The sequence below is a fragment of the Inquilinus sp. NPDC058860 genome, assembly GCF_042743185.1.
GTDB lineage: Bacteria > Pseudomonadota > Alphaproteobacteria > DSM-16000 > Inquilinaceae > Inquilinus.
Window position 1 is genome coordinate 15,553 of the sequence record NZ_JBHYMS010000021.1, and the last position, 24,410, is coordinate 39,962.

The 24,410-nt window shown below is 68.6% G+C and carries 22 protein-coding genes; 15 read left to right on the forward strand and 7 right to left on the reverse strand.

Translation table 11 applies throughout. The features are described 5' to 3' along the window. The first annotated feature begins 64 nt into the window (after positions 1 to 64). From ACFW16_RS16420 to ACFW16_RS16435, 4 genes are all read left to right on the forward strand, one after another. Positions 65 to 1,054 (forward strand): substrate-binding domain-containing protein, encoded by a 990-nt coding sequence (locus ACFW16_RS16420; protein ID WP_380306816.1) that lies wholly within the window; start codon positions 65 to 67, stop codon positions 1,052 to 1,054. Positions 1,055 to 1,154: 100 nt separating this feature from the next. Further along, entirely contained in the window at positions 1,155 to 2,660 is a 1,506-nt protein-coding gene (locus ACFW16_RS16425) for a sugar ABC transporter ATP-binding protein (protein ID WP_380306818.1), read from the forward strand. Further along, positions 2,653 to 3,708 carry an ABC transporter permease gene (locus ACFW16_RS16430; RefSeq protein WP_380306820.1) on the forward strand — a complete coding sequence of 352 codons (1,056 nt, stop codon included), beginning with the start codon at positions 2,653 to 2,655 and terminating at the stop codon, positions 3,706 to 3,708. The genes ACFW16_RS16425 and ACFW16_RS16430 overlap by 8 nt, the downstream gene beginning before the upstream one ends. After that, entirely contained in the window at positions 3,695 to 4,705 is a 1,011-nt protein-coding gene (locus tag ACFW16_RS16435; RefSeq protein ID WP_380306822.1) for an ABC transporter permease, read from the forward strand. Before ACFW16_RS16430 ends, ACFW16_RS16435 begins: the two co-directional genes overlap by 14 nt. Here ACFW16_RS16435 and ACFW16_RS16440 read toward each other — a convergent pair. Then, positions 4,702 to 5,178, reverse strand: coding sequence for a MarR family winged helix-turn-helix transcriptional regulator (locus ACFW16_RS16440; RefSeq protein ID WP_380306824.1), 477 nt, complete (start codon positions 5,176 to 5,178; stop codon positions 4,702 to 4,704). The two genes, ACFW16_RS16435 and ACFW16_RS16440, sit on opposite strands and share 4 nt — an antisense overlap. Positions 5,179 to 5,256: 78 nt before the next feature. Between ACFW16_RS16440 and ACFW16_RS16445 the strand changes: the two genes are divergently transcribed. Next, positions 5,257 to 5,988 (forward strand): NAD-dependent epimerase/dehydratase family protein, encoded by a 732-nt coding sequence (locus tag ACFW16_RS16445; protein ID WP_380306826.1) that lies wholly within the window; start codon positions 5,257 to 5,259, stop codon positions 5,986 to 5,988. A gap of 13 nt (positions 5,989 to 6,001) precedes the next feature. After that, positions 6,002 to 6,511 (forward strand): cupin domain-containing protein, encoded by a 510-nt coding sequence (locus ACFW16_RS16450; RefSeq protein ID WP_380306828.1) that lies wholly within the window; start codon positions 6,002 to 6,004, stop codon positions 6,509 to 6,511. Positions 6,512 to 7,551: 1,040 nt separating this feature from the next. Here the strand turns inward: ACFW16_RS16450 and ACFW16_RS16455 are convergent. Beyond that, a complete protein-coding gene (locus ACFW16_RS16455) occupies positions 7,552 to 9,039 on the reverse strand; it encodes a calcium-binding protein (protein WP_380306830.1) in 1,488 nt (495 codons plus the stop codon). Positions 9,040 to 9,613: 574 nt separating this feature from the next. Next, entirely contained in the window at positions 9,614 to 11,809 is a 2,196-nt protein-coding gene (locus ACFW16_RS16460) for a beta strand repeat-containing protein (protein ID WP_380306832.1), read from the reverse strand. A 527-nt stretch (positions 11,810 to 12,336) separates the two neighbouring features. On the opposite strand from ACFW16_RS16460, the gene ACFW16_RS16465 reads away from it, so the two are divergent. The 5 genes from ACFW16_RS16465 to ACFW16_RS16485 all read left to right on the forward strand — a co-directional run bounded on the left by ACFW16_RS16465 (position 12,337) and on the right by ACFW16_RS16485 (position 17,967). Then, positions 12,337 to 12,480: a hypothetical protein gene (locus ACFW16_RS16465; RefSeq protein WP_380306834.1), complete on the forward strand. Its 144-nt coding sequence runs from the start codon at positions 12,337 to 12,339 to the stop codon at positions 12,478 to 12,480. A gap of 92 nt (positions 12,481 to 12,572) precedes the next feature. Next, positions 12,573 to 14,696: a penicillin-binding protein 1C gene (gene pbpC, locus ACFW16_RS16470; RefSeq protein ID WP_380306836.1), complete on the forward strand. Its 2,124-nt coding sequence runs from the start codon at positions 12,573 to 12,575 to the stop codon at positions 14,694 to 14,696. A gap of 130 nt (positions 14,697 to 14,826) precedes the next feature. After that, positions 14,827 to 15,303 carry a MarR family winged helix-turn-helix transcriptional regulator gene (locus ACFW16_RS16475; protein WP_380306838.1) on the forward strand — a complete coding sequence of 159 codons (477 nt, stop codon included), beginning with the start codon at positions 14,827 to 14,829 and terminating at the stop codon, positions 15,301 to 15,303. A 1-nt stretch (position 15,304) separates the two neighbouring features. Further along, positions 15,305 to 16,438 carry an HlyD family secretion protein gene (locus ACFW16_RS16480; protein ID WP_380306839.1) on the forward strand — a complete coding sequence of 378 codons (1,134 nt, stop codon included), beginning with the start codon at positions 15,305 to 15,307 and terminating at the stop codon, positions 16,436 to 16,438. Continuing rightward, positions 16,438 to 17,967 (forward strand): DHA2 family efflux MFS transporter permease subunit, encoded by a 1,530-nt coding sequence (locus ACFW16_RS16485; RefSeq protein ID WP_380306841.1) that lies wholly within the window; start codon positions 16,438 to 16,440, stop codon positions 17,965 to 17,967. The genes ACFW16_RS16480 and ACFW16_RS16485 overlap by 1 nt, the downstream gene beginning before the upstream one ends. Before the next feature lie 2 nt (positions 17,968 to 17,969). Here ACFW16_RS16485 and ACFW16_RS16490 read toward each other — a convergent pair whose 3' ends face one another. Further along, entirely contained in the window at positions 17,970 to 18,092 is a 123-nt protein-coding gene (locus tag ACFW16_RS16490; protein WP_380306843.1) for a hypothetical protein, read from the reverse strand. 108 nt (positions 18,093 to 18,200) lie between these two features. Between ACFW16_RS16490 and ACFW16_RS16495 the strand changes: the two genes are divergently transcribed. Further along, positions 18,201 to 18,473, forward strand: coding sequence for a type II toxin-antitoxin system ParD family antitoxin (locus tag ACFW16_RS16495; protein WP_380306845.1), 273 nt, complete (start codon positions 18,201 to 18,203; stop codon positions 18,471 to 18,473). A 22-nt stretch (positions 18,474 to 18,495) separates the two neighbouring features. Continuing rightward, entirely contained in the window at positions 18,496 to 18,807 is a 312-nt protein-coding gene (locus ACFW16_RS16500; protein ID WP_380306847.1) for a type II toxin-antitoxin system RelE/ParE family toxin, read from the forward strand. A gap of 104 nt (positions 18,808 to 18,911) precedes the next feature. On the opposite strand, the gene ACFW16_RS16505 is transcribed toward ACFW16_RS16500, so the two are convergent. The 3 genes from ACFW16_RS16505 to ACFW16_RS16515 all read right to left on the reverse strand — a co-directional run bounded on the left by ACFW16_RS16505 (position 18,912) and on the right by ACFW16_RS16515 (position 22,722). Next, on the reverse strand, positions 18,912 to 20,864 hold the full coding sequence (locus tag ACFW16_RS16505) for a bifunctional 2',3'-cyclic-nucleotide 2'-phosphodiesterase/3'-nucleotidase (protein ID WP_380306849.1): 1,953 nt from the start codon (positions 20,862 to 20,864) through the stop codon (positions 18,912 to 18,914). A gap of 139 nt (positions 20,865 to 21,003) precedes the next feature. Next, entirely contained in the window at positions 21,004 to 21,186 is a 183-nt protein-coding gene (locus ACFW16_RS16510; protein ID WP_380306851.1) for a YegP family protein, read from the reverse strand. Between the two features lie 93 nt (positions 21,187 to 21,279). Beyond that, positions 21,280 to 22,722: a short-chain fatty acyl-CoA regulator family protein gene (locus ACFW16_RS16515; protein ID WP_380306853.1), complete on the reverse strand. Its 1,443-nt coding sequence runs from the start codon at positions 22,720 to 22,722 to the stop codon at positions 21,280 to 21,282. Positions 22,723 to 22,885: 163 nt separating this feature from the next. Between ACFW16_RS16515 and aceA the strand changes: the two genes are divergently transcribed. Next, on the forward strand, positions 22,886 to 24,163 hold the full coding sequence (gene aceA / locus ACFW16_RS16520) for an isocitrate lyase (RefSeq protein WP_380306855.1): 1,278 nt from the start codon (positions 22,886 to 22,888) through the stop codon (positions 24,161 to 24,163). 39 nt (positions 24,164 to 24,202) lie between these two features. Then, complete coding sequence (locus ACFW16_RS16525; protein ID WP_380306857.1) at positions 24,203 to 24,397, forward strand: DUF4170 domain-containing protein; 195 nt, start codon at positions 24,203 to 24,205, stop codon at positions 24,395 to 24,397. The last annotated feature ends 13 nt before the right edge of the window (positions 24,398 to 24,410 follow it).

The window sequence follows — 24,410 nt, forward strand, 5'->3', positions numbered from 1 at the left end:
CATTTGTCCGATCTAAATCCCGGCGACCCCGCCGGATCAAAACAGGTCGATGGGAGGCCGCAACGTGACCAAGAAGCTCTTGAGATATGCCCTGCCGCTGGCTGCCGCGCTGCTCGCGGGCCCGGCCGTGGCCCAGGACAAGCCCGAGGTGGTGACGGTGGTGAAGATCGCCGGCATCCCCTGGTTCAACGCCGTCGAGCAGGGCATCCAGAAGGGCGGCGGGGAGTTCGGCCTCGACGCCTCGATGGTCGGCCCCAACACGGTCGACCCGGCGCAGCAGGTGAAGCTGGTCGAGGACCTGATCGCCCGCAAGGTCGACGCCATCGGGCTAATCCCGCTCGACATCAACGTGATGGAGCCGGTGCTGCAGCGCGCCGCCGCCGCGGGCATCCCGATCATCACCCATGAGGCGCCCGAGCAGAAGACCAAGACCTGGAACATCGAGCTGATCGATTCGAAGGAGTTCGGCGAGGTCCAGATGGAGCGGCTGGCCCAGTCGATGGGCGGCGAGGGCGAGTACATCGTCATGGTCGGCACGCTGACCACGCCCCTGCACAACCAGTGGGCCGACGCGGCGATCGCCTATCAGAAGGCGAAGTACCCGAAGATGAAGCTGGTCACCGACCGCTTCCCGGGCGCCGACGAGGTCGACAGCGCCTACAAGGTCTCGATGGACGCGATCACCGCCTATCCGAACCTGAAGGGAATCATCGGCTTCGGCTCGAACGGCCCGATCGGCGCCGGCAACGCGGTGCGCGAGCGCGGCATGCAGGGCAAGGTCTTCGTCACCGGCACCTGCCTGCCCAGCCCGGGCCGGGCGCTGATCGCCGACGACGTGGTGCAGGAATGCTTCCTGTGGAACCCGATCGACGCCGGCTACGCCATGATGGCGGTGACCCGGCTGGTGCTGGACAAGAAGGAGATCACCGACGGCATGGAGATCCCGGGCGTCGGCAAGGTCGCGGTCGACCCGGCGACGCACAACATCCGCGCCAACCTGATCCTGCACATCAACAAGGACACGGTGGACAAGCTGGTCGACGCCGGCCTGTGAGGCTGTGGGATGAACGAGTGACGCTGGTTCGTGTTGCCTCTCCCGCCCCGCGGGAGAGGCAACGCAAAAGGCCTCCTCTGATTGGATTCGGTCGCCCCGCATGACGGATCTGTTCCTCGACCTCCAGGGCATCGGCAAGCGCTTCGGCGGCGTGCATGCCCTGCGCGAGGTCGATTTCGATCTTGCCGCCGGCGAGGTGCATTGCCTGGTCGGCGAGAACGGCTGCGGCAAGAGCACGCTGATCAAGATCATCGCCGGTGTGCTGGCGCCGGAGCCGGGCGGCCGCATCGCCATCGGCGGCGAGGCCACGGCGCACCTGACCCCGGTCGAATCGGTGCGCCGCGGCATCCAGGTGATCTACCAGGACCTGTCGCTGTTCCCGAACCTGACCGTGGCCGAGAACATCGGCATCGGCCACCATGTCGGCCGCAGCTTCACCCCGGTGCGCTGGGCCGCGATCAAGGAGTCGGCGCAGGCCGCGATGGCGCGGATCGGCGTCCGGCTGGACCCCGAGGCGCTGGTCGGGTCGCTCGACATCGCCAGCCGCCAGCTGGTGGCGATCTGCCGGGCGCTGGCCGCCGACGCCAGGCTGGTGATCATGGACGAGCCGACGGCGTCGCTGACCCGGACCGAGGTCGACGCCCTGCTGCGCCTGGTGCTGGACCTCAAGGCGCACGGCATCTCCACCCTGTTCGTCAGCCACCGGCTGGACGAGGTGATGGAGATCGCCGACCGGGTCACGGTGATGCGCGACGGCCGCAAGGTCGGCACTTGGCCGGCGGCGCAGATGGACGCCGGGCGCATGGCCTTCCTGATGACCGGCAAGGAGTTCCACTACGACGTGCCCGACTTTGACGAATCTGGCCCCGGCGCCACGCGGGCCGAGCCGGTGCTGGAGGTCAAGGGGCTCAGCAAGGCCGGCGAGTTCGCCGATATCGGCTTCACCGTGCATCGCGGCGAGATCCTGGGCATCACCGGGCTGCTCGGCTCCGGCCGCACCGAGATGGCGCTGTCGCTGTTCGGCATGAACCCGGCCGATGCCGGCGAGGTGCGGGTCGAGGGCAAGCCGGTGCGGATCGGGTCGCCGCGCCAGGCGATCCGCCGGGGCATCGCCTATGTGTCGGAGGACCGGCTGACGCTCGGCCTGGTCCTGCCGCAGTCGATCGCGCGCAACGCCACCGTCACCATCCTCGGCCGGCTGACCTCGGCCCTCGGCCTGATCCGGCGCCGCGCCGCCAACGACCAGGTGCAGGGCGCCATCCGGTCGCTGAACATCAAGGTGTCGGACCCGGAGAACCCGGTGCGCACCTTGTCCGGCGGCAACCAGCAGCGCGTGGTGCTGGCGAAATGGATCGCGACGAAGCCGAAGGTGCTGATCCTGGACAGCCCGACGGTCGGCGTCGACATCGCCAACAAGGACGGGATCTACGAGGTGGTGAAGCGCTTGGCCGCCGAGGGCATGGCCGTGGTCATGATCTCCGACGAGATCCCCGAGGTGCTGTATCACTGCCACCGCATCCTGGTGATGCGGCAGGGGCGGATCACCGGCGAGTATCGGCCGCACCAGACGTCGGAGGCGGAGCTGAGGCAGAGGGTCAATGGCTAGCACTGTCACCCTGGCGCCGGCGGACCGGCCGCCGCTGCTCGGCCGCCTGCTGCGGCGGACCGAATTCTACCTGGTGGTGGTGATCGCCGTGGCGGTGATCGGGCTCGGCTTGGCCACGCCGAACTTCCTGACGCTCGGCAACCTCTCGAACCTCGCCAACTCCTACGCCGTCACCGGCGTGCTGGCGGCCGGGCTGCTGGTGGTGCTGATCTCCGGCAACATCGACATCTCCTTCGCCGCCACCACCATGGTGTCGCAATATGTGGCGGCGCTGTTCGCGCTCAACCTCCTCGGCCGGGCCGGGACCGGCGTGCCGGTGCTGGACTGGGCCCTCGTCTTCGCCGTGGCGATGGCCGTGGGCCTGGCGCTGGGGCTGGTCAATGCCGCCATCGTCTACCGCTTCAGGGCGTCGTCGATCATCGTCACCATCGCGACGATGAACCTGTTCTTCGGCCTGCTGATGTTCTTCTCGCGCGGCAGGCAGATCTTCAACCTGCCGACCTTCTTCTTCAAGGGCGTGCTGGTGCAGCTGCCGCTACCGGACGGCAGCACCCTGCGCATCACCATCCAGATGCTGGCGCTGGTCGCGGCGCTGCTGACGACCTGGGCGCTGCTGAACCAGACCGCGATCGGCCGGCAGATCTACGCCATGGGCGGCAATCCGGAGGCGGCGAAGCGCCTGGGCTTCGGCATGGGCCGGCTGCACATGTTCGTGTTCGGCTATCTCGGCGTCATGGCCGGGGTCGCCGCCATCATCCACGCCCAGCTGCAGCAGCAGGTGGCGCCGAACGTGCTGGTCGGGCGCGAGCTCGACGTGCTGGCCGCCGTGGTGCTGGGCGGCGCCAGCCTGCTCGGCGGCGTCGGCACCGTGCTGGGCACGGTGCTGGGCATCGCGCTCCTGGCCGTGCTGCAGAACGGGCTGATCATGGTCGGCGTGTCCTCCTACTGGACCCAGGTCTGCACCGGCCTGGTGATCCTGGTCAGCGTCTGCATCACCGCCTCCAGCGACCGCATGAAGACCCGGAGGAAGAGCCGTGGCCCCCTCTAATTCAACGGCGTCTGAGACCTCCAGCCGACCGGGGCTTCGCCTCGACCCGGTGCTGGCCGGGCTGGCGCTGCTGCTGGTCGCGGTCGTCCTGGTGTTCTCGCTGCTGGTCGGCGACCGCTTCCTGTCCGCCGCCAACCTGCAGTCGATCGCCTTCCAGCTGCCGGAGCTCGGCGTGCTGGCGCTGGCGATGATGATCACGCTGGTCTGCGGCGGGCTGAACCTGTCGGTGATCTCCACCGCCAACTGCGCGGCGCTGCTGATGGGCTGGATCATGGTCCAGGGCGGCGGGGCGGAGGCCGGGGGCGGCACCATCCTGCTGGCGATCCTGGCCGGGCTGGCGCTGGCGTCCCTGTGCGGCGCGCTCAACGGCGTGATCATCGCCTATGTCGGCGTGTCGCCGATCCTGGCGACGCTCGGCACCATGATCCTGTTCAAGGGGCTGGCCATCGGCTTCACCCGCGGCAACGTCATCGGCGGCTTCCCCGACGGCATCCTGTTCCTCGGCAACGGCATGGTCGGGCCGGTGCCGATGCCGCTCTTCGTCTTCGCCGCCTGCGCCCTGCCGGTGGCGATCCTGCTGAACCGCACGCCCTTCGGCGTCAACCTGTACCTGATCGGCTCGAACGAGCAGGCGACGCGCTTCTCCGGCGTCGACACCCGGCGGATGCTGCTCTGGACCTACACCCTGTCCGGCCTGCTCTGCGGCGTCGCCGGGCTGGTGCTGATGGCGCGGTTCAACTCGGCCAATGCCAGCTACGGCGAGAGCTACCTGCTGGTCACCATCCTGGCCGCGGTGCTGGGCGGCACCGACCCGTTCGGCGGCTTCGGCAAGGTCGGCGGGCTGGTGCTGGCGCTGGTCATCCTCCAGGCCATCTCCAGCGGCTTCAACCTGCTGGGCTTCAGCACCCACCTGACCCTCGCCATCTGGGGCGGCATCCTGCTGCTGGTGATGGCGGTCGGCTATCTCCGCGCCCGGCTGACCCGGCAGTCGGGCTAGGCCTCGCCGCCCTCTGCCGCCACGGCGGCGAGCCAGCGCCGGATCACGGCCTCCTCCTCCGGCGACAGCCCGGCCGCGAGCTGCCGCTCCAGCACCTGCACGCGCTCGCGGCACCGGGCCAGCAGGGCCTTGCCGCTTTCGGTGATCTCCAGGGTCTGGATGCGGCCATGCATCGGGTGCGGCCGCCGCGCCACCGACCCGGCGCGCTCCAGATTGGCGACGATGAGGCTGACCGTCTGCGGCGTCAGCAGGGTCAGCCGCGCCAGGTCGGCGCCGGACAGGCCGGGATAGGCCGCGACCATGGTCAGGATCGTGAATTGCGGCGGCGTCACCTCCAGGTCGGCCAGGGCGCGCTCCATCCGCAGCCGGTAGGTGCCGCTGGCCTGGCGCAGCAGATAGCCGAAATACCCCGCCTCGCCCCGCTTGCCCTCGCCGGGGCGCGGAATCGCCGGCCCGTCGCCGCGCTTGACCATAGTATCAGAACTCTTATATGTTGTTCGCGCTCTGATATTATCGTTTTTCCCCGAAAGAGCCACTTCGAGTTCGTCGTCATGCCGTTCAGGATCTTTCTCGCCGGTGCTTCGGGCGCCGTCGGCCGCCGCCTGGTGCCGCTGCTGCGCGACGCCGGGCACGAGGTCTCCGGCACCACCCGCGACCCGGCCAAGGCCGAGGCGCTGCGCCGGCTGGGCGCCGAGCCGGTGGTGGTCGACGTGTTCGACGCCCGGGCCCTCTACCGCGCCGTGACGGCGGCGCGGCCGCAGGTGGTGATCCACCAGCTGACCGACCTGCCGCCCGGCCTCGACCCCGCGCGGATGGCGGAGGCCGCGCCGCGCAACGCCCGCATCCGCAGCGAGGGCACGCGCAACCTGGTCGCCGCGGCGCGGGAGGCCGGCGCCCGCCGGCTGATCGCCCAGAGCATCGCCTGGGTCTATGCGCCGGGCACGCCGCCCTATGCCGAGGACCAGCCGCTCGACCGGTCGCCCGACAACCCGCGGCGGGTCAGCATCGACGGCGTGATGGCGCTGGAGACGCAGGTGCTGCACACCCCGCCGCTCGAGGGCATCGTGCTGCGCTACGGCCCGTTCTACGGCCCGGGCACCGGCGCCGATGCGCCGCCGGGACCGGGCGCGGTGCATGTCGACGCCGCGGCGCGGGCGGCGCTGCTGGCGGTCGACCGCGGCCGGCGCGGCATCTTCAACGTCGCCGAGCCGGGCGGCCCGGCCCTGGTCGAAAAGGCGGTGCGCGAGCTCGGCTGGGACGCCGGGTTCCGGCTGCCCGACTGAGAGGGACGGGACCATGTCCGCCCTGCATCCCGGCCCGCAGCCGATGCGGCTGATGCTCCTGGTGGCCGGCGGCGCGGCCCTGGTCGCGCTCGCGGCTGTGTGGGGCGCCCGGCCGGCCGGCGGTCCCGCCACGGCTCCGGCGATGCCGGCCCATGTCCACGCCCAGGCCGGCGCGGTGCCAGGCGCCCGGCCGGCGACGGTGGTCAGGCCGCTGTCCTGCGAGGCGCTGCCGAACGTGCCCGGCAAGTCGATCACCACCGCCACGGTCGACTTCCCGCCCGGCGCCTACACCCCGGCGCACCGCCATCCCGGCTCGGTCACCGCCTTCGTGATCGCAGGCGCGGTGCGCTCCCAGTTGGCCGGCGAGCCGCCCAGGACCTTCGGCCCCGGCACCACCTGGTTCGAGCCGCCGGGCGCGCTGCATCTCTTCGCCGAGAACGCCAGCGCCACCGAGCCGGCCCGGATCCTTGCCGTCTTCGTCGCCGACGACAATTGCGGCCCGCTGGTGATCCCGGAGAGGTAGGAGAACGGCCGAGGCCGCCGTCCCGGCATTTCGCGGGGTTGACCCTAGGCCGCCGTCCGGAGCTACCTCGGTGTATCTGCGATTGTCAGGCCGATTGCGACCGATCAGAGTTCTGCGAGTGAGCTAAATGGAGATCTCGCATTCCTAACGACCGAACCGCCGAATAGGTGAGAGTATCTCCATCGAAACTGACAGCGAAAATATAATAATTGTCATCGCCTAATTCGTAATCAGTTTGTTTCCTGGGAGGGGGCATTGACCATCAGATCCGTCCTGATAACCGTCGGCGCGGCGCTGCTTTCAGCTTGCACAATGGTCGATAGACACTCATCTCCATCGATGCCGGCTGTTGATCAGCCACCCTCGCCTGGTGTCTCCTATTTCGCACCTTCACTCCGGGAACCATCAATCACGTGCAATTATACCGGGACTCCGAAGAAAGTTGCATTGATCAACGAATTTAATAATAGTTCGTATTCAATATTGTTTGGATTAGCGAAAGAGCCATCTCTATATCTGATTTCCAAGGAATCTCGGCCTACCGACTCCAGTACGCTCAGATTTACCTGGCGCCGGAGCTTCGACCCATTGATCATTATCAGAGTGGATTCTACAGGTTCTGCTGCGCCACGCCTGATCGCGAAGCAGATATCCGATGACTCGAGGAATATCGATCGCCGGATGGCAAGGAGTCTGAGTGTAGACGAGGCCAGGAAACTTCAAATACTGATTAATCAGAGTCGAATATTCGAACTCTCTGCTACAGAAGAGTGCGTGCTTCAGATGGATGGGTCCACGTGGGCTTTTGAGGCGGCCGACAAGTCTGGCTATCACTTTATCGAACGCTTGAGTCCTCAAAGCGGCCCGGCACGAGATGTCGGAGAGTACCTTCTCATGTTGACGGGATGGAATTTCGGGGACATCTACTGACAGAGTTCGTTTTCGGCCTAGCTACTGCGCTCGGACTTCCGCTTTCACCCTTTGCCGAAGAGCGCGCCGTGAGGGGGCTCGGAGCCATAGGGCGCCCGAGCTCCCGGCCATCACAGCACGAAATCCGCTGCCGTGAGGGCATGGTCGGCATAGACCGTGATGATCGAATCCTGGATCCTGTCGCCGTCGACGTCGAGATAGACGCCCTGGCGGCCGTCGCCGAAAGCCACCACCCGCAGCTCGCCCGCCGTGCCGGTGAAGCCGCCGGCGCCGAAGCCGAAGGCGGTGTCGCCGTTGGCGTCGTTGCCGTCGGCGTCGATCGCCGACAGGTCGATCCGGTCGCCGGCGGCGAAGTCCGTGATCGTGTCCTTGCCCGACGCGGCCACGGTGCTCTCGCCGACGCCGGTGTAGACGAAGCTGTCGTTGCCGGCCCCGCCCTTCAGCACGTCGGCGCCATTGCCGCCGGAGAGCTGGTCGTTTCCGGCGCCGCCCCAGAGGGTGTTGTTGCCGGCATCGCCCGACAGGACGTCGTTGAAGCCCGACCCGATCACCTGCTCGATCCCGGTCAGCGTGTCGCCCTCGGCATCGCCGCCGAGGGCGATGCCGGCCTGGAGGTGGACGGTCACCGCCCCGGCGGAACCGCTGTAGTTCGCGGTGTCGATGCCGGCCCCGCCGACGATGGCGTCGGTCCCGGCCCCGGCCTCGATGATGTCGTTGCCGTCGCCGCCGATCATCCGGTCCGCGCCCGCGCCGCCGCGGAGCATGTCGTCACCGGCGCCGCCATCGAGCACATTGGCGTCCGCGCTGCCGGTGAGGCGGTCTGCGGAGGCGGAGCCGGTGAGATTCTCGATCTCCCGCAACGTATCGCCTTCGGCATCGCCGCCGGCGCCGGTGCCGGCCGCGAGATTGACCGTTACACCCGCGGAGGAGCCGCTGTAATCGGCGGTGTCGATGCCGACCCAGCCGCTGAGCGCGTCGGCTCCGGCGCCGCCGGCGAGCCGGTCATCGCCATCCCCACCGTTGAGCGCGTCATTGCCGTCGTCGCCGCGGAGCAGGTCCGCGCCCGCGCCGGCATTGACCAGGTCGTCGCCCCCGGCGGCCGACAGGACGTCGTCGCCGTCCCAGCCCCAGAGCTGATTGTTGCCCGCATCGCCCCGCAGAGTGTCGCCGAAATTGCTGCCGTTCAGGTACTCGATGCCCGAATACGTGTCCCCGGCGGCATCGCCGCCGAGCCCGGCAGCGCCGGATTCGAGATCCACGGTCACGGCCGCCGGCGAGCTGAAATAATCGACGAAATCGTTGCCGTTTCCGCCATTGATCACGTCGGCCCCGGCGGCGCCGACGAGGGTGTCGTTGCCGTCGTCGCCGTATAGGGTGTCGCTGCCGTCCCCGCCGCCGACGGTGTCCTGGTCCGCCCCGCCGTGGAGGATATCGTCTCCGGCAGCGCCGGTGACGAGGTCGTCCCCGTCGTCGCCATTGACCGTGTCGTTGCCGCCGGCCCCTTCGAGCACATCGTTGCCGCCCAGGCCGCTGACGGCGTCGGCGTCGGCCGTGCCGGGATAATAATCGGCGCCCGCAGTTCCAGTGAAATTCGCCATCTCGAATGATCTCCACACAGATTCGCGCCCCGTGACGCGTCACGGATCGGCATGAGGTCGGAATGGGGTGAGGTGCTGTAAGCGCCGGCTGACCGACGCCGCCGGCCCAGGCATATCAGCCTGCCGGTCGAGAGCCCCTGAACCTCCGCTGCAGCATCTCTGGATGAGAGAGAACGCGACCTCGGGGCCGGAATCCAGCGGATTCGCGTGGGCACGGCGTCCGGCCCTCCGCGGGCTATTCCACGGCCGCGCCCGGTGAGGCCGACGCCTCCCGGCGACGCACCATCTCGGCGATCCAGACGGGAGCATAAGGCGGGGTACAGCCCGGCGACGCCGGATAGTCGATGAGGACCTGGAGCGTTTCGCCGATGCCGATGGCGCGGAGAGCGGCTGAGGCCGCCGTCCTGGCGGGGATCCGAGCGAACAGGGGGCGCGGCAGTCTTGTCGCGCCCCCTTATGGTCCGGATCGGCTCTTTGCTGATGTTGCTCGGTTGAACCCTCGGGCGACCGCCTCGTCTCCTGAGCGGACGTTTCGAGGCACGGTGGATATACCAGCCGCCGTGGCGGCTCCTGGCTACAACACGAAGTCGGCGGCCTGCAGCCTGCCGGCGTTCTGCAGCACGATGTTGAAGTCGGAAAGACCGTCGCCGTCGATGTCGCCGCCGATCACGGTTTCGCCACCGGAGACGGCGTAGCGCAGCTCGCCGGCGACGCCGGTATAGGCCGCGGTGCCGATGAAGGTGAAGCTGCCGTTTCCGGCCCCGCCGCTGTCGGCGTCGATCTGCGACAGGTCGATCCGGTCGCCTTGGGCGTGGCTGAAATCGGTGATCCGGTCGGCATTGGCCCGGCCCGCTGCGCTGTCGTCGACGGTGGCGAAGACGAAGCGGTCGGCGCCGTCCCCGCCGGTCAGCAGATCCTGCCCGGCCGAGCCTTTCAGGACATTTTCGGCGCTGCTGCCGATCAGGGTGTCGGCGTGGACGGAGCCGTTGACCGATTCGATCGCGATCAGCGTGTCGCCGGCGGCGGTGCCGCCGCTGCCGGTGCCGGTGGCGAGGTTCACCGTCACGCCCTCGGTGCTGTCGAAATAGGTGACGAGATCGGTGCCGGCGCCGCCGTCGAGAGTGTCCGCCCCGGCGCCGCCGCGGAGGATGTCGTCGCCGCCGGCGCCGCGGAGGGTGTTGGCGGCACCGCTGCCGATCAGGGTGTCGGCATAGGCGGAGCCGTTGACGGTCTCGATCGAGACCAGGATATCGCCATAGGCGGTGCCGCCGTCGCCGGTGCCGGCAGCGAGGTTCACCGTCACGCCCCTGGTGCTGTCGAAATAGGTGACGAGATCGGTGCCGGCGCCGCCGTCGAGGGTATCCGCCCCGGCGCCGCCGCGGAGGGTATCGTCGCCGTCGCCGCCTTGCAGGGAATCAGCGCCGCCGAGACCCACGAGAGTGTTGCTGCCGCCATTGCCGGTCAGACGGTCGTCGTGGCTGGAGCCGGTGAGGTTCTCGATGTCCCACAGGGTGTCGCCGGCGGCATCGCCCGCACTTCCCGTGCCGGCGAGGAGGTCGACCACGACAGCGGAGGACGAGCCGCTGTAGGACGCCGTATCCGTGCCGCTGTTCGAGTGGCTCGTGCCGTCGAAGACATCGCCATAGATCGTGTCCGCGCCTGCGCCGCCTTCGAGGACGTCGTCTCCATACCAGCCGCGGAGCTCATTCGCGGCCGCATCGCCGATCAGTGTGTCGTTGTGGTCGGAGCCGCCGACCCGCTCGATGCCGACGAGGGTGTCCCCTTCGGCCTCGCCGCCGCTGCCCAGGCCGGTGGCGAGATTGATCGACACCGCAGCCGTCGAGTCGGCATAGGTTGCGATATCGTTCCCATCGCCGCCGATGAGCTGGTCGGCTCCCGCACCACCGATCAGCCAGTCACTGCCAGCACTGCCATCGAGGACATTCGCCCCGCCATCGCCGACCAGGGTGTCGCCCTGGCTGCTGCCCGTCACATTTTCGATGCTGGTGAAGGTGTCCCCTTGGGCGTCGCCGCCGCTGGCCGAGCCGGTCGCGAGATCGACCACGACACCTGCGGCCGAGTACACATAGTTCACACGATCCGTCCCAGCCCCGCCATCGAGCACGTCGGCGCCCGCGCCGCCGCGAAGGTCGTCATTGCCGTCACCGCCGCTGAGGCTGTCGTTTCCATCGCTGCCGATAAGCTGGTTCGCAGCCGCGTTGCCGATCAGGATATCGTCGCCATAATTGGAGCCATAGAGATTCTCGATGCTGTCGAGGATGTCCCCGTCGGCTTCGCCTCCGCTTACAGCGCCGGTGGCAAGATTGATCGAGACGGCGGTGGTTGATAGATCATAGTAGGCCCAATCGCTCCCATTGCCGCCGGTGATACGGTCCGCACCCGCGTTGCCGCGCAGGTGGTCGTCGCCGCTCCCACCATCGAGGGTGTCGTTGCCGCCCCAGCCATAAAACGCATTGTTGCCAGCATCACCGACGAGCGTGTCGTTGAAGGCGCTGCCGGTCCAACCTTCAATGCCGGTCCAAGTGTCTCCGAGGGCGTCGCCTCCGCTGGCAGCGCCGGTGGCCACATTGATCGAGACGGCAGTTGGAGACGAATCATAGCGGACGAAATCGTCGCCATCTCCGCCATTGAGCACGTCGGCTCCGCCGGAACCGTACAGGTAGTCATTGCCACCCAAGCCATTGAGCGTGTCGTCACCGCTTGTGCCGGTGAGACCATCATTGCCCGCAGTTCCGTTGACAACTGCCATGGTCCATTCCCCTTCTCATGCTTGCGGCGCCGCATCTGCGGCGCAGTGGTCACAGTTGTGGACTGTCGCGCTTCGGCGTCCGGGTGGTCAGACGCGGTCTCGATGAGAAATGAAGGCGCCGAGATCGCGTTGGGATCGGCAGGAACGCTCCGACACTCTCTCCCAGCTGGGCATATGCGCAGCCTGCGCTCTCGACTGGCTGCAACGGTCCGCAATGCGTTCAAGGATCGATATGTCAGCAGTCACATCGGATTGGATAGATTGGATATATGAAGGTATTCATTATTGATAGTGGACGCAGGACTCCTATCACAGGCCATGGATGAGTCAACTGCTTCTTCAAGTCGTCTATATTGGGTTTTCTTCAATATTATTGTTTTTTCGGCGAAAAGGCGCTTGGCTGTCCATGGCCGCCGGGCAGGGCGAGCCCTGCGCTTTCCATATGGGCGGTAGCTTCGGCCCAGCTGCATCTCCGCCGAATGCGCCTGGGTCGCGATCCCGGTGAGGCTCCCGGCCTTGAGGCCGGGATGGAAGCCCGGCTGCAGATGGCCGATGTCGCGGACCTGATCGATACCGAGCTGCCGACCCTGGCCGCCGCCCGCCTCTGCCGCTCCCTCGGCGTCGACTTCGACAGCGACTACGTGGAGCCCGAGGAACCCGACACCGAGTGACCGGACGGCGGGCCGATCGGGCGGGTCTGGAATGCCGGCGCTCCCACTCGCTCCGGCCATCAATCCGCCACCGGCTGCGCTAGAATGGCGGGATGACGACGGCTCGGGGCATCTGGCGGCGGATCGCGATCGCGGCGGGGGCGGGCATCGCCCTCGCCGCGCTGCTCGTCGGCGCGGCGCTATGGCTCGACGCCCGCTACCCGCCGGCGCTCGATCGCTATCTCGACCGCTCCGCCATCGTCCTCGACAAGGACGGGCAGCTGCTGCGCGCCTTCACCGCCCGCGACGGCACCTGGCGGCTGCAGGCGACGGTGGACGACGTGTCGCCGCTCTACCTCGCCTTGCTGCAGGCCTATGAGGACAAGCGCTTCCGCCGCCATCTCGGCGTCGATCCGCTGTCGACCGCGCGCGCCTTCGGCCAGATGATCCGGCACGGCGGCGTCGTCTCCGGCGCCTCGACCCTGACCATGCAGGCCGTGCGGCTGCTGGAGCCGCGGCCGCGCACCTTCGGCTCCAAGCTGATCGAGATGGCGCGGGCGCTGCAGCTCGAGGCGCATTACTCGAAGGACGAGATCCTCGGCATCTACCTAACCCTGGCGCCGTTCGGCGGCAATCTCGAAGGCGTGCGCGCCGCCTCGCTGGCCTATTTCGGCAAGGAGCCGAAGCTGCTGACCCCCGGCGAGGCGGCGCTGCTGGTGGCGCTGCCGCAATCGCCCACCCGGCTGCGGCCCGACCGCTTCCCCAAGGCGGCGCGGGCGGCGCGCGACCGGGTGCTGATGCGCATCGCCGCCGCGGGGGCGCTGGCCCCCGAGGCGGCCCGTGAGGCGACCGAGCAGCCGACCCCCGCGTCCCGGCAGCCGCTGCCGTTCCGGGCGCCGCATCTGGCCGAGCGGCTGCTGGCCGAGAATCGCGGCCAGGAGGTGCTGCGCAGCACCATCGACGGCCGGCTCCAGGCGGGGCTGGAGGAGCTGGCCGACCGGTCGCTGCGCGGCCTCGACGCCAGCAGCAACCTGGCGGCGGCGGTGGTGGAGAACGCGACCGGGCGGGTGGTCGGCTATCTCGGCTCCGGCACCTTCTTCGAAGAGCGGCGCGACGGCCAGATGGACCTCGCCCGCGCCGTGCGCTCGCCCGGCTCGGCGCTGAAGCCCTTCATCTACGGCATGGGCTTCGAGGACCGGATCATCCTGCCGGAGACGGTGGTGCTGGACCTGCCGATGCGCTTCGGGGACTACGCCCCGACCAATTTCGACCCCGGCTATTCGGGCGAGGTCTCGGTGCGCGAGGCCTTGCAGCGGTCGCTGAACATCCCGGCGGTGCAGATGCTGGACCATGTCGGCCCGGCCCGCTTCGCCGCCCGGCTGCGCCAGGCCGGCGCGCCGCTGCGCTTCGACGACCCGACGGTGCTGCCCAGCCTGGCGGTGGCGCTGGGCGGCGGCGGCACCACGCTGCTCGACCTCGTCCGCCTCTATGCCGGCATCGCCCGCGGCGGCACCGTGCCCGACCTGGTCTGGCGCGCCGACGCCCCGCCTTCCGGCGGGGAGGGCCCGCGCATCCTCGACCCCTCGGCCGCCTGGTACGTCACCGACATCCTGGCCTCGGCGCCGCCGCCGGTGGCCATGGCCGATCCCGGGCTGATGCGCGACGGCCGCCGCATCGCCTTCAAGACCGGCACCTCCTACGGCTTCCGCGACGCCTGGGCGATCGGCTTCGACGCCGAGCACACGATCGGTGTCTGGGTCGGCCGGCCGGACGGGTCGCCCAGCCCCGACCGCTTCGGCCGCAACACCGCGGCGCCGCTGCTGTTCCGCGCCTTCGCCCTGCTGCCGCCGCCGGCCCGCGACGTGGTCGGCCCGGCGCCGTCCGGCACGCCGGTGCTGCGGGCGGAGGACCTGCCGCCGCGGCTGAAGCGGCTGCCCTCCGGCCCGGTCACGCTGGCGCCGCTGCCCTCGCTGGCCGGGATCGAGCCGCTGTCGATCGCCTTCCCGGCCGATGGCGCGGCGGTGGAGCGTCCGCGCGACGGCGACCGCTTCGGGTCGCTGTCGCTGGTCGCCACCGGCGGCCGCCGGCCGTTCCTGTGGATGGTCGACGGCCGGCCGATCCCGTCCTCGCCGCTGAAGCGCGACGCGGACTGGGCGCCGCCGGGGCCGGGCGCCGCGCAGATCACCGTGATCGACGCCACCGGCGCCACCGCCACGGCGCGGGTGTGGCTGCGCTGAGCTGAGCGCCTGGCCCGGCTGCCGCGCGAATTCCTGTCGGCAGCCCTGCGTTGCCCCCATGGATCCGTCGTTTGCGAGAGTCGGTCAGTGACCATATAGTAAGGCAGTTTACAATCAGGTCGCTTCATAGATGAGCGAGACCAAGCCTCTCGTCAGCCTCTACACCCTGATCAAGGACCTCGATCAGCTGCTGCGCCGCCGCTTCGAGGAGCGGGTGCGCGCGGCCGGGCTGGACCTGACCCGGCCGCAATACCGCGTGCTGCTGTTCATCGACCGCAACCCCGGCATCACCCAGGCACGGCTGGCGGAGATGCTCGACGTCGAGAAGATGACCGTCACCGGCCTGGTCGACCGGATGGAGAAGCGGGGCTGGGTCGAGCGCCGGCGCGACCCGCGCGACCGGCGCGCCCATGCGCTCCATCTGCTGCCGCCCGCCCGGCCGATCGTCCAGCAGCTCGATGCGATGATCGCGCAGTGGCAGGACGATTACAGCGCCCGGCTGCCGGCCGAGGTCATGGCCCGGCTGATCGGCGACCTGCAGATCCTGAAGACCAGGCTGACCTGTGACACGGACGAACCGGCGGCCGATGCCGCCAGGCGGTGCTGAGATGCCGGACGGAAGCAACGACACGACCCTGAAGCCTTCTCCGCAGCAGGCCGGCAACACGCCCGCGCCGGTGCCGCCGCCAGTCAGGCCGCGCCGGCGCGGCCTGCGCCTGGTGCTGCTGGCCGGCGTGCCGCTGGTGATCGCGGTGGTGGGCGTGGCCCTCTACGCCATGGGCGGCCGCTACGCGGGCACCGACAACGCCTATGTCCATGCCGACACGGTGTCGATCGCGCCCGAGATCTCGGGCCGGCTGGTCTCGGTCGACGTGTCGACCAACCAGCCGGTCCAGGTCGGCCAGGTGCTGTTCCGGATCGACGACCGGGCGCCGCGCTACGCGCTGGAGCAGGCGGAGGCCGACATGCGCCAGGCCGCCTTCGACTTCCAGGGCATCAAGGCCAATCTGGTGGAGCAGCAGGCGACGCTGGACCAGGCCCGCACCACCCAGGACTACCGCCAGAAGGATTACGACCGCATCGCCGCGCTGGCGAAGAACGGCAACGCCTCGCAATCCGCGCTCGACGACGCCCGCCAGGCGCTGGACATGGCCAAAAGCAGTGTCGACGTCGCCCAGTCGCAGATCGGCATGACCCTGGCCAAGCTAGGCGGCAATCCGGACCTGACGCTGGACGACTACCCGCCCTACCGCCAGGCCGGGGCGCGGCGCGACCAGGCGCAGCTCGACCTCGACCACACCCAGGTCAAGGCGCCGTTCCCCGGCATCGCCGCCAAGGCCGATGCGGTGCTGCCCGGCGCCTATGTCACCGCCGGGTCGCCGGTGCTGGCGCTGGTTCGCACCGACAAGGTCTGGATCGACGCCAACCTGAACGAGACCGACCTGACCAACGTCCAGGTCGGCCAGCCGGTCGAGGTCACGGTCGACACCTATCCGGGGACGACCTGGACCGGCAAGGTCGACAGCCTCAGCCCGGCCAGCGGCGCCGAGTTCTCGCTGCTGCCGCCGCAGAACTCCAGCGGCAACTGGGTCAAGGTCACCCAGCGCATCCCGGTCCGCGTCCTCGTCGACACCGCCGGCAAGCCGCAGCTGCGCGCCGGCATGAGCACCGAGGTCGCGATCGACACCGGCCATGCCCGCGGCCTGCCGTTCCTCGGAGGCACCGCTCTCGGAGCACAGTGATGGCCGCACCCGGCGAAACCATCCCCCATCGCGGGATGATCACGGTCTGCGTGATGCTGGCCACCATCATGCAGGCGCTGGACACCACCATCGCCAACATCGCGCTGCCCTACATGCAGGGCAATCTCGGCGCCAACCAGGACCAGATCAACTGGGTCCTGACCTCCTACATCGTCGCCGCGGCGATCATGACGCCGGTCACCGGCGCCCTGGTCAGCCGGATCGGCCGCAAGAACCTGTTCATGATCTCGGTGATCGGCTTCGTCGTTGCCTCGGTGCTGTGCGGCCTGGCCCAGAACGTCACCGAGATCGTCGGCTTCCGGCTGCTGCAGGGCGTGTTCGGCGCGCCGCTGGTGCCGCTGTCCCAGGCCACGGTGATCGACATCAACCCGCCGGAGCGGCGCGGCCAGGCCATGGCGATCTGGGGCGTCGGCGTCATGGTCGGGCCGATCCTGGGGCCGGTCCTCGGCGGCTGGCTGACCGACCATTATTCCTGGCGCTGGGTGTTCTACATCAACGTGCCGATCGGCGCCCTGGCGCTGGCCGGCGTGATGATCTTCATGTCGGACACCGGCAAGCAGGCGGCCAAGCGTTTCGACTGGCTCGGCTTCGCCTTCCTCAGCCTCGGCATCGGCGCCCTGCAGATGATGCTCGACCGTGGCCAGGACCAGGACTGGTTCAACTCGCTCGAGATCATCATCGAGCTGGTGCTGGCGGCGCTCGGCTTCTACCTCTTCGTCGTCCATCTGCTGACGGCCGACGCGCCCTTCGTCCGGCCGGCGCTGTTCACCGACCGCAACTTCGTGGTCGCCATGGTGGTGATGGCGATCGTCGGGTCGCTGTACTACTCGATCATGGCCCTGGCGACGCCGTTCCTGCAGACCATGCTGGGCTATCCGGTGGTCACCGCCGGCCTGGTGATGGGCCCTCGCGGTATCGGCACCATGGTGGCGATGATGGTGGTCGGCCGCCTGATCGGGAAGGTCGACACCCGCCTCCTGCTGCTGCTGGGCCTGGGCATGATCATCGGCTCGCTGTGGCGGATGAGCGGCTACAGCCTCGACATCTCCTCGACCGAGTTCATGCTCGACGGGCTGGTGCAGGGAGCCGGGTTGGGCCTCGTCTTCGTGCCGCTCTCGACCATGGCCTTCTCGACCCTGCCGCGGCTGTTTCTCGACGAGGGCGCCGGCATCTACAGCGTGTCGCGCAACCTCGGCAGCTCGATCGGCATCTCGGTCGTCACCGCGCTCCTGACCCGCAACACCCAGATCAACCACCAGCTTTTGGGCGAGCATGTCAACGCCTTCAGCCCGGCGGTGCAGCAGCTGCCGGACATGATGTCGCCGGGCACCGTAACCGGCCGCGCCCTGATCGATCAGGTGGTCAACCAGCAGGCCTCGCTGATCGCCTATATCGACGACTTCAAGCTCTTGATGGTGCTGGCGATCGCCGCTATCCCGCTGCTGCTCCTGCTGCGCAAGCCCAAGGGCGGCGGCAGCGCACCGGCGGTGCAGGTGCATGCGGATTGAGATCAGTACTGCAGCCGGGTCGGGCGATCGGTGTACAGACGCTGATGGCGCTCGCTGGCCTCCGCCCAGCTCTTCGGCATCCGGTAGCCGGCCAGCAGGATCGTCGCGGCAAAAACGATCTTCATCGCGAACCTCTTCCGGTTTGACCAGTGAAGCATACCGGCAACGCCGGCAATAAACCGCTTGCCTTGGAGGCGGTGCTACTGGGTGGTATGATGCGGCAGGAGGCGATCATGACCGTCAAGACATCAATCTCGCTGACTGACGACCAGGAAGCCTATGCACGTGCTCTCGTCGACAGTGGGCAGTATCCGAGCCTCAGCGCGGTGCTTCAGCGCGGGCTCGACATGCTGCGGCGCGACAACGAGATGCACGACGCGGAACTCCAGGCCCTTCGATCGCTGATTGATCAGCGCCGGGCGGGACCTTTTATTGACCTTGATGAGAGCGAAGCAGCAGTCCGAGCGCTGCTGCAGCGCAAGAGGAAGGCGCGTGCGCCACTATAGGGTTCGCCCTACGGTCGCGGTCGTGCGCGACTTCGACTCCATCGAGGATCACTTGGTTCGGGTCTATCAGGAATACGGAGACGACCTGGACAGCGCGATCGAGCGCGCTGCCATCCGAATCGACTCTGCACTCGCCTACATGCGAACGTTCGAAACCCACCCGCATCGGGGTACTGAGCATCCTCGCATCCGGCCCGGCGTCCGCAGCGTGACTGACAAGAGTTTCGTCTTCTATTTTGAGATCGACGAGCCAGGGTCCGAAGTCAGGATCCTGGCCGCCTTCTTCGGCGGCGCCGACCACAGGCGGCAGATCCTGGATCGACTTCGGCCCTGAAGCCGGCTAACCCGCGAACACCAGTCGCGTAGGTTGGGTTCGCGATCGCGAACCCAACATTTACGCAGCCCAGGCCGGTGTTGGGTTCGCCAAGCGAACCCAACCTACGAGCCGAACACCAGCCGGTACTTGGCGAAGCCGTCGCCGGCGTCGCCGGCGGGCTCGATGGTCAGGCCGGGCGGCACCGCCTGGGCGGCGGCCGGGGCGCCGGGGAAGGTGACGACGACGGTCTTCGGCAGCGGCGCGAAGCTCCAGTTGCCGTCGGCGGTCGGATTGATCCGGCCCTGCTCGTGGATGAAGCGCACCAGAACGTCGCGGTTGGTGTCCGGCGCCTCGAGCACGATGTTCTTGCCGTCGAGGCCGGGGAAGCTGCCGCCGCCCCCGGCGCGGTAATTGTTGGTGACGACGACGAAGTCCTGCTTCTCGTCGATCGGCTTGCCCTGAAACTGGAGGTCGACGATACGGTGCGCGTCCGGCGCCACCAGCTTGCCGTCGCCGTCGTAGCGCGAGGGCTTGGTCAGGTCGATGCGGTAGGTCACGCCGTCGATCACGTCGAAATTGTAGGAGGGGAAGCCGGGATCGATCAGCGGCTGCTCCTCGGTCTTCGCCGGGTCGATCCGGTTGAAGATGCCGGCGGAGCGCTCCAGCCATTCCCGCACGATGGCGCCGGAGACGCGCACCGCCCGCACCGTGTTCGGATAGAGGTACAGGTCGGCGACGTTCTTGATCGCGATCGGCCCGGCCGGGACGCTGGTGTAGTAGTCCGGCCCGCCGCGGCCGCCGGCCTTGAACGGCGCGGCGGCGGACAAGAGCGGCTGCCCCGCGGCCGGGGTGCCGGCCAAGAGCGGCGCGACATACCAGAGCTGGGCCTGGCTGACGATCTGCACCGACGGGTCGTCCGCCACCAGGGCGAAGTAGCTGGTGATCGGGGCGGAGATCTCGCCCACCGGCTGGCGCACATAGGCCAGGGTGGCGTCGTGCTCCGGCTGCGCCGCCGCGAGGATCTCCGGCCGCGAGTCGACCAGCGGCGTCACCTTGCGGTCGCGGCGCTCGTAGATCGGCCGCGCCTCGGACTTGAAGGCCGCGACCTTCCAGGTGGTGCCGTCGCGCTCGAGCTCCAGGTCGATGATGCCGAGATGGCTGCCCCAGAACCCGGCCATCACCGCCGGGATGCCGTGCAGCGTCCCGCGCTCGGCGTCGACGCCGTCGATGCCGGCGAAGTCGGGGCCGGGGAAGACCCGGTGCTGGTGGCCGGTCAGGATCACGTCGATGCCCGGCACCTCGGCCAGGAACAGGGCCGCGTTCTCCTCGCCGCCCTCGCGCTTGCCGCCGGCGATGCCGGAGTGGCACAGCGCCACCACCAGCTCGGCCCCGGCCTGGCGCAGCTCCGGCACGTACCGCTTCGCGGCGTCGACGATGTCGGTGGTGGTGACATGGCCTTCGAGATGGCCCTGGTCCCACTGCATGATCTGCGGCGGCACGAAGCCGATGACGCCGATCTTCACCGGCACCGCGGCGCCGCTGTCGTCCTTCAGATTGCGCTCCAGCACCTTGAAGGGCGGCAGATAGGGGCTGCCGTCGGTCTTCAGCAGGTTGGCGCAGACCAGGGGGAAGTTCGCCCCCTGCATCATCGCGCGGCCCAGGTAATCGAGCCCGTAGTTGAACTCGTGATTGCCCATGGTGCCGCAGTCATAGGCCAGCAGGTTCATGGCCTTGACGATCGGGTGCACCGCGCCGCCGTCCAGGCCGCGCTGATAGGCCATGTAGTCGCCCATCGGGTTGCCCTGGATCACGTCGCCGTTGTCGAACAGCAGCACGTTGCCGGCCTCGGCCCGGGCGGCGGCCAGCACCGCGGCGGTGCGGGCCAGGCCCATCGTGTCGTCGCCCTTGTCGCGGTAGTAGTCGTAGGGGAAGACGGCGACGTGCAGGTCGGTCGTCTCCAGGATCCGCAGCTTCAGCTTCGGCGCCGCGGCCCGCAGCGCGGCGGGGGCCAGGCCGATCGCGGCGGCGGCGACACCCGCCTTCAGGGTGGTGCGGCGGGTCAGGCGGTCGGTCATGCGGCGCTCCGGCGGCTGGGACGCTGCAGTCTAGAGCGAAGCCGATGACGGTTCCTAGGGCGGTGAAACGGCCGGACGGGCGTGGTGTCCGGCCAGGGCCACCGGGCGGGGCGTGGGCCGCCTCGCCCGGCTGCCGTGGTCAGCTGGCGGTGGTGTCGTCGGTCGGAGCGTCCGGACCGTTCTTCTTGATCGACTCGATGGCGTTCTTGGCCGAGGCCTTGCTGGCGTAGCCCTCGGTCGAGAAGATCGTCTCGGAATTGTACTTGAACCGCACCCGGAACTCGCCGGACTTATCCTTGTAGATCTCGAACTTGTGCGCCATGGGTCGCCCCTCCGGGAATCGAGACATTAGTCGGGCAGTGTGATCGCGATATCCCAATATTCGCAAGCGGCTTTGTTGATCGATGGCAAGTTCTTACGCCGCCGGGGTAAACTGATAGGGCGTGGCGCCGCGCAAATTCTCATCCACCGACAGCACATGGTTCAGCGGCGGGAAGGCACGCTGGTCGCAATCCGGCCGCTCGCACAGCCGGCAATGCAGCCCGATCGGCGCCGCCGCCTCGTCGGAGGCGAGGTCGATGCCGTCGGCATAGACCAGCTGCGCCGCATGGGCGATCTCGCAGCCCAGCGCCAGGGCGAAGCTCTGCCCCTGGGCGCGGAAGCCGGCGCCCGGCTTGGACACGGTGCGGGCGATGGTGAACCAGCGGCTGCCGTCCGGCAGCTCCGCCACCTGGGTCTGGATCCGGCCGGGCGAGCGGAAGGCGTCGGGCAGGATCCACAAGGGGCAGGCGCCGCCCATCCGGGCGAAGGCGGAGTTGGTGGCGCCCAGGCGCTTCGACACGTTGCCGGCCTTGTCGCTGCGGATCAGGAAGAAGGGCACGCCCTTGGCACCCTGGCGCTGCAGCGTGGTCAGGCGGACCGAGACCTGCTCGAACGACGCCTCGAAGCGGCTCTGCAGCACCTCGATGTCGTAGCGCAGCGCCGTCGCCGCCCGCCAGAACCGGTCGTACGGCATCATCACCGCCCCGGCCAGATAGTTGGCCAGGACGATGCGGCCGAGGCGCGACGCCTCGGGGCCGGAGAAGCCGACCGGCGCCACCATCTCGTCCAGCAGGGCCCGGTACTTGACCAGCGCGATCTGCACCGCCAGGTGGAAGCTGCGGCTGGGCAGGGGCAGCATCTCGGACAAGAGGATGCGGCGGCCGTGCCGGTCGTAGCGGCGGCGCACCGGCCCCATCACCTCGACCGGCATCACCTTGACCCGCAGGGTCAGCTCCTCGTCGAGATATCGGATCAGGCCCGGGAACAGGGCGCCGGGCTCGATCGCCCCGGCCTGCCAGATCTCCTCCGCCGCGGTCTCCAGCTCCGGGAAGTGATGGCCATGCGCCTGCACCCAGTCGCGCACCTCGTCCAGCGGCGACGAGCCCTCGGCGATGTCCGGCGCCGATCGCTGCTCGGCCAGGAGGCGCAGCGTCTCGCGCCCCTCGCGATAGGCCTGGTACAGGGCCAGCACCGCCTCGGCCGCCGCCGGCGCCTGGGCGGCCAGGTCGATGATGTCCTGCCGCTTCAGCCCGGCGGTGCCCGGCCGTGGCGTGGCGAACAGCGGGTCGCCGAACACCTCGGACAGGCCGCCGACCAGCCGCTCGCCCTCGTCCTCGGCGAAGCTGGCGAGGTCGAGGTCGAAGATCTGGCCCAGCTTCAGCAGGATCTCGACCGTCACCGGCCGCTGGTTGCTCTCGATCAGGTTGAGATAGGAGGCGGAGATGCCCAGCCGCTCCGCCAGCTGCGCCTGGCTGACCTCGCGGTCGCGCCGCAGCCGCCGGATCTTGTGCCCCAGCATCGGCTTGCGCGCGGCCATCGATCTTCTCCGATTTACAAAACTGGCATAAACAAACTTTACAACCTTTCCTTTTCACGCTCAACGCCGCGTTGACGTTGGGTGGAGCGCAACACAACATCCTTCTCATCTTCGCAGCGCAACATGACGCGCCGCTTTGTCGGACTTGAAAAGGATTTACAGGATGGCTCCCCTCGACTCTCCGACCTCGACCCGACACCTCGCCGGCCGCTTCGACGGCATCGTCCGGGACTACGCCCCGGCGGATGTCGACCGGCTGCGCGGATCGGTCCGGATCGAGCACACGCTGGCCCGGCTCGGCGCCGAGCGGCTGTGGGAGCTGATGCACAAGCGCGATTTCGTCAATTCGCTGGGCGCCACCAACGGCACCCAGGCGATGCAGCAGGTGCGCGCCGGGCTGGAAGCGATCTACCTGTCCGGCTGGCAGGTGGCGGCCGACGCCAACACCGCCGGCCAGATGTATCCGGACCAGAGCCTGTACCCGGCGGATTCGGTGCCGGAGGCGGTGCGCAAGATCAACCGCACCCTGCAGCGCGCCGACCAGATCGAGCATGCCGAGGGCGGGGCCAAGCGCCACTGGTTCGCGCCGATCGTGGCCGATGCCGAGGCCGGCTTCGGCGGCCCGCTGAACGCGTTCGAGCTGATGAAGGCGATGATCGAGGCCGGCGCCGCCGGCGTGCATTTCGAGGACCAGCTGGCGTCGGAGAAGAAGTGCGGCCATCTCGGCGGCAAGGTGCTGGTGCCGATGCGCAGCTTCATCCGCACCCTCAACGCCGCCCGCCTCGCCGCCGACGTCATGGACGTGCCGACCGTGCTGCTGGCCCGCACCGACGCCGAGAGCGCCAAGCTGATCACCAGCGACATCGACGAGCGCGACCATCCGTTCATCGACCGGACGCAGCGCAGCGAGGAGGGCTTCCATCCGATCAAGCCGGAGAACCGGATGGAGTATTGCATCGCCCGCGGCCTGGCCTTCGCGCCCTATGCCGACCTGCTGTGGATGGAGACCTCGAAGCCCGATCTCGGCCAGGCGAAGCGCTTCGCCGAGGGCATCCACCGGCACTTCCCGGGCAAGCTGCTGTCCTACAACTGCTCGCCCAGCTTCAACTGGAAGGCCAATCTCGACGACGCCACCATCGCCAAGTTCCAGCGCGAGCTGGGGGCCATGGGCTACAAGTTCCAGTTCATCACCCTGGCCGGCTTCCACAGCCTGAACTACGCCACCTTCGAGCTGGCGCGCGGCTACAAGGACCGGCAGATGGCCGCCTACTCCGAACTGCAGCAGGCGGAGTTCGCGGCTGAGGCCCAGGGCTACACCGCGACCAAGCACCAGCGCGAGGTCGGCACCGGCTATTTCGACGCCGTCAGCCTCGCCATCTCCGGCGGCAAGGCGTCGACCACCGCGCTCGGCGAGTCGACCGAAGCCGCCCAGTTCCACTGATCATCTGCGCCCAGGCGCGCCCCGACGGAGGACATGACCATGACGAACCGCTTCTGGATCATCGGCGGCGAATATGCCGATACCCGCTTCGACCGGCTGGTCGACGGCACCGAGAGCCTGCAGGGCCCGTTCGAGAACTACGACGAGGCGCTGCACGCCTGGCGGCAGCTGGCCTCGGCCACCACCAGCAACGCGCATCAGCGCTACACCATCGCGCATGAGGGCGCCCGCTGAGGCCGCGGCCGGC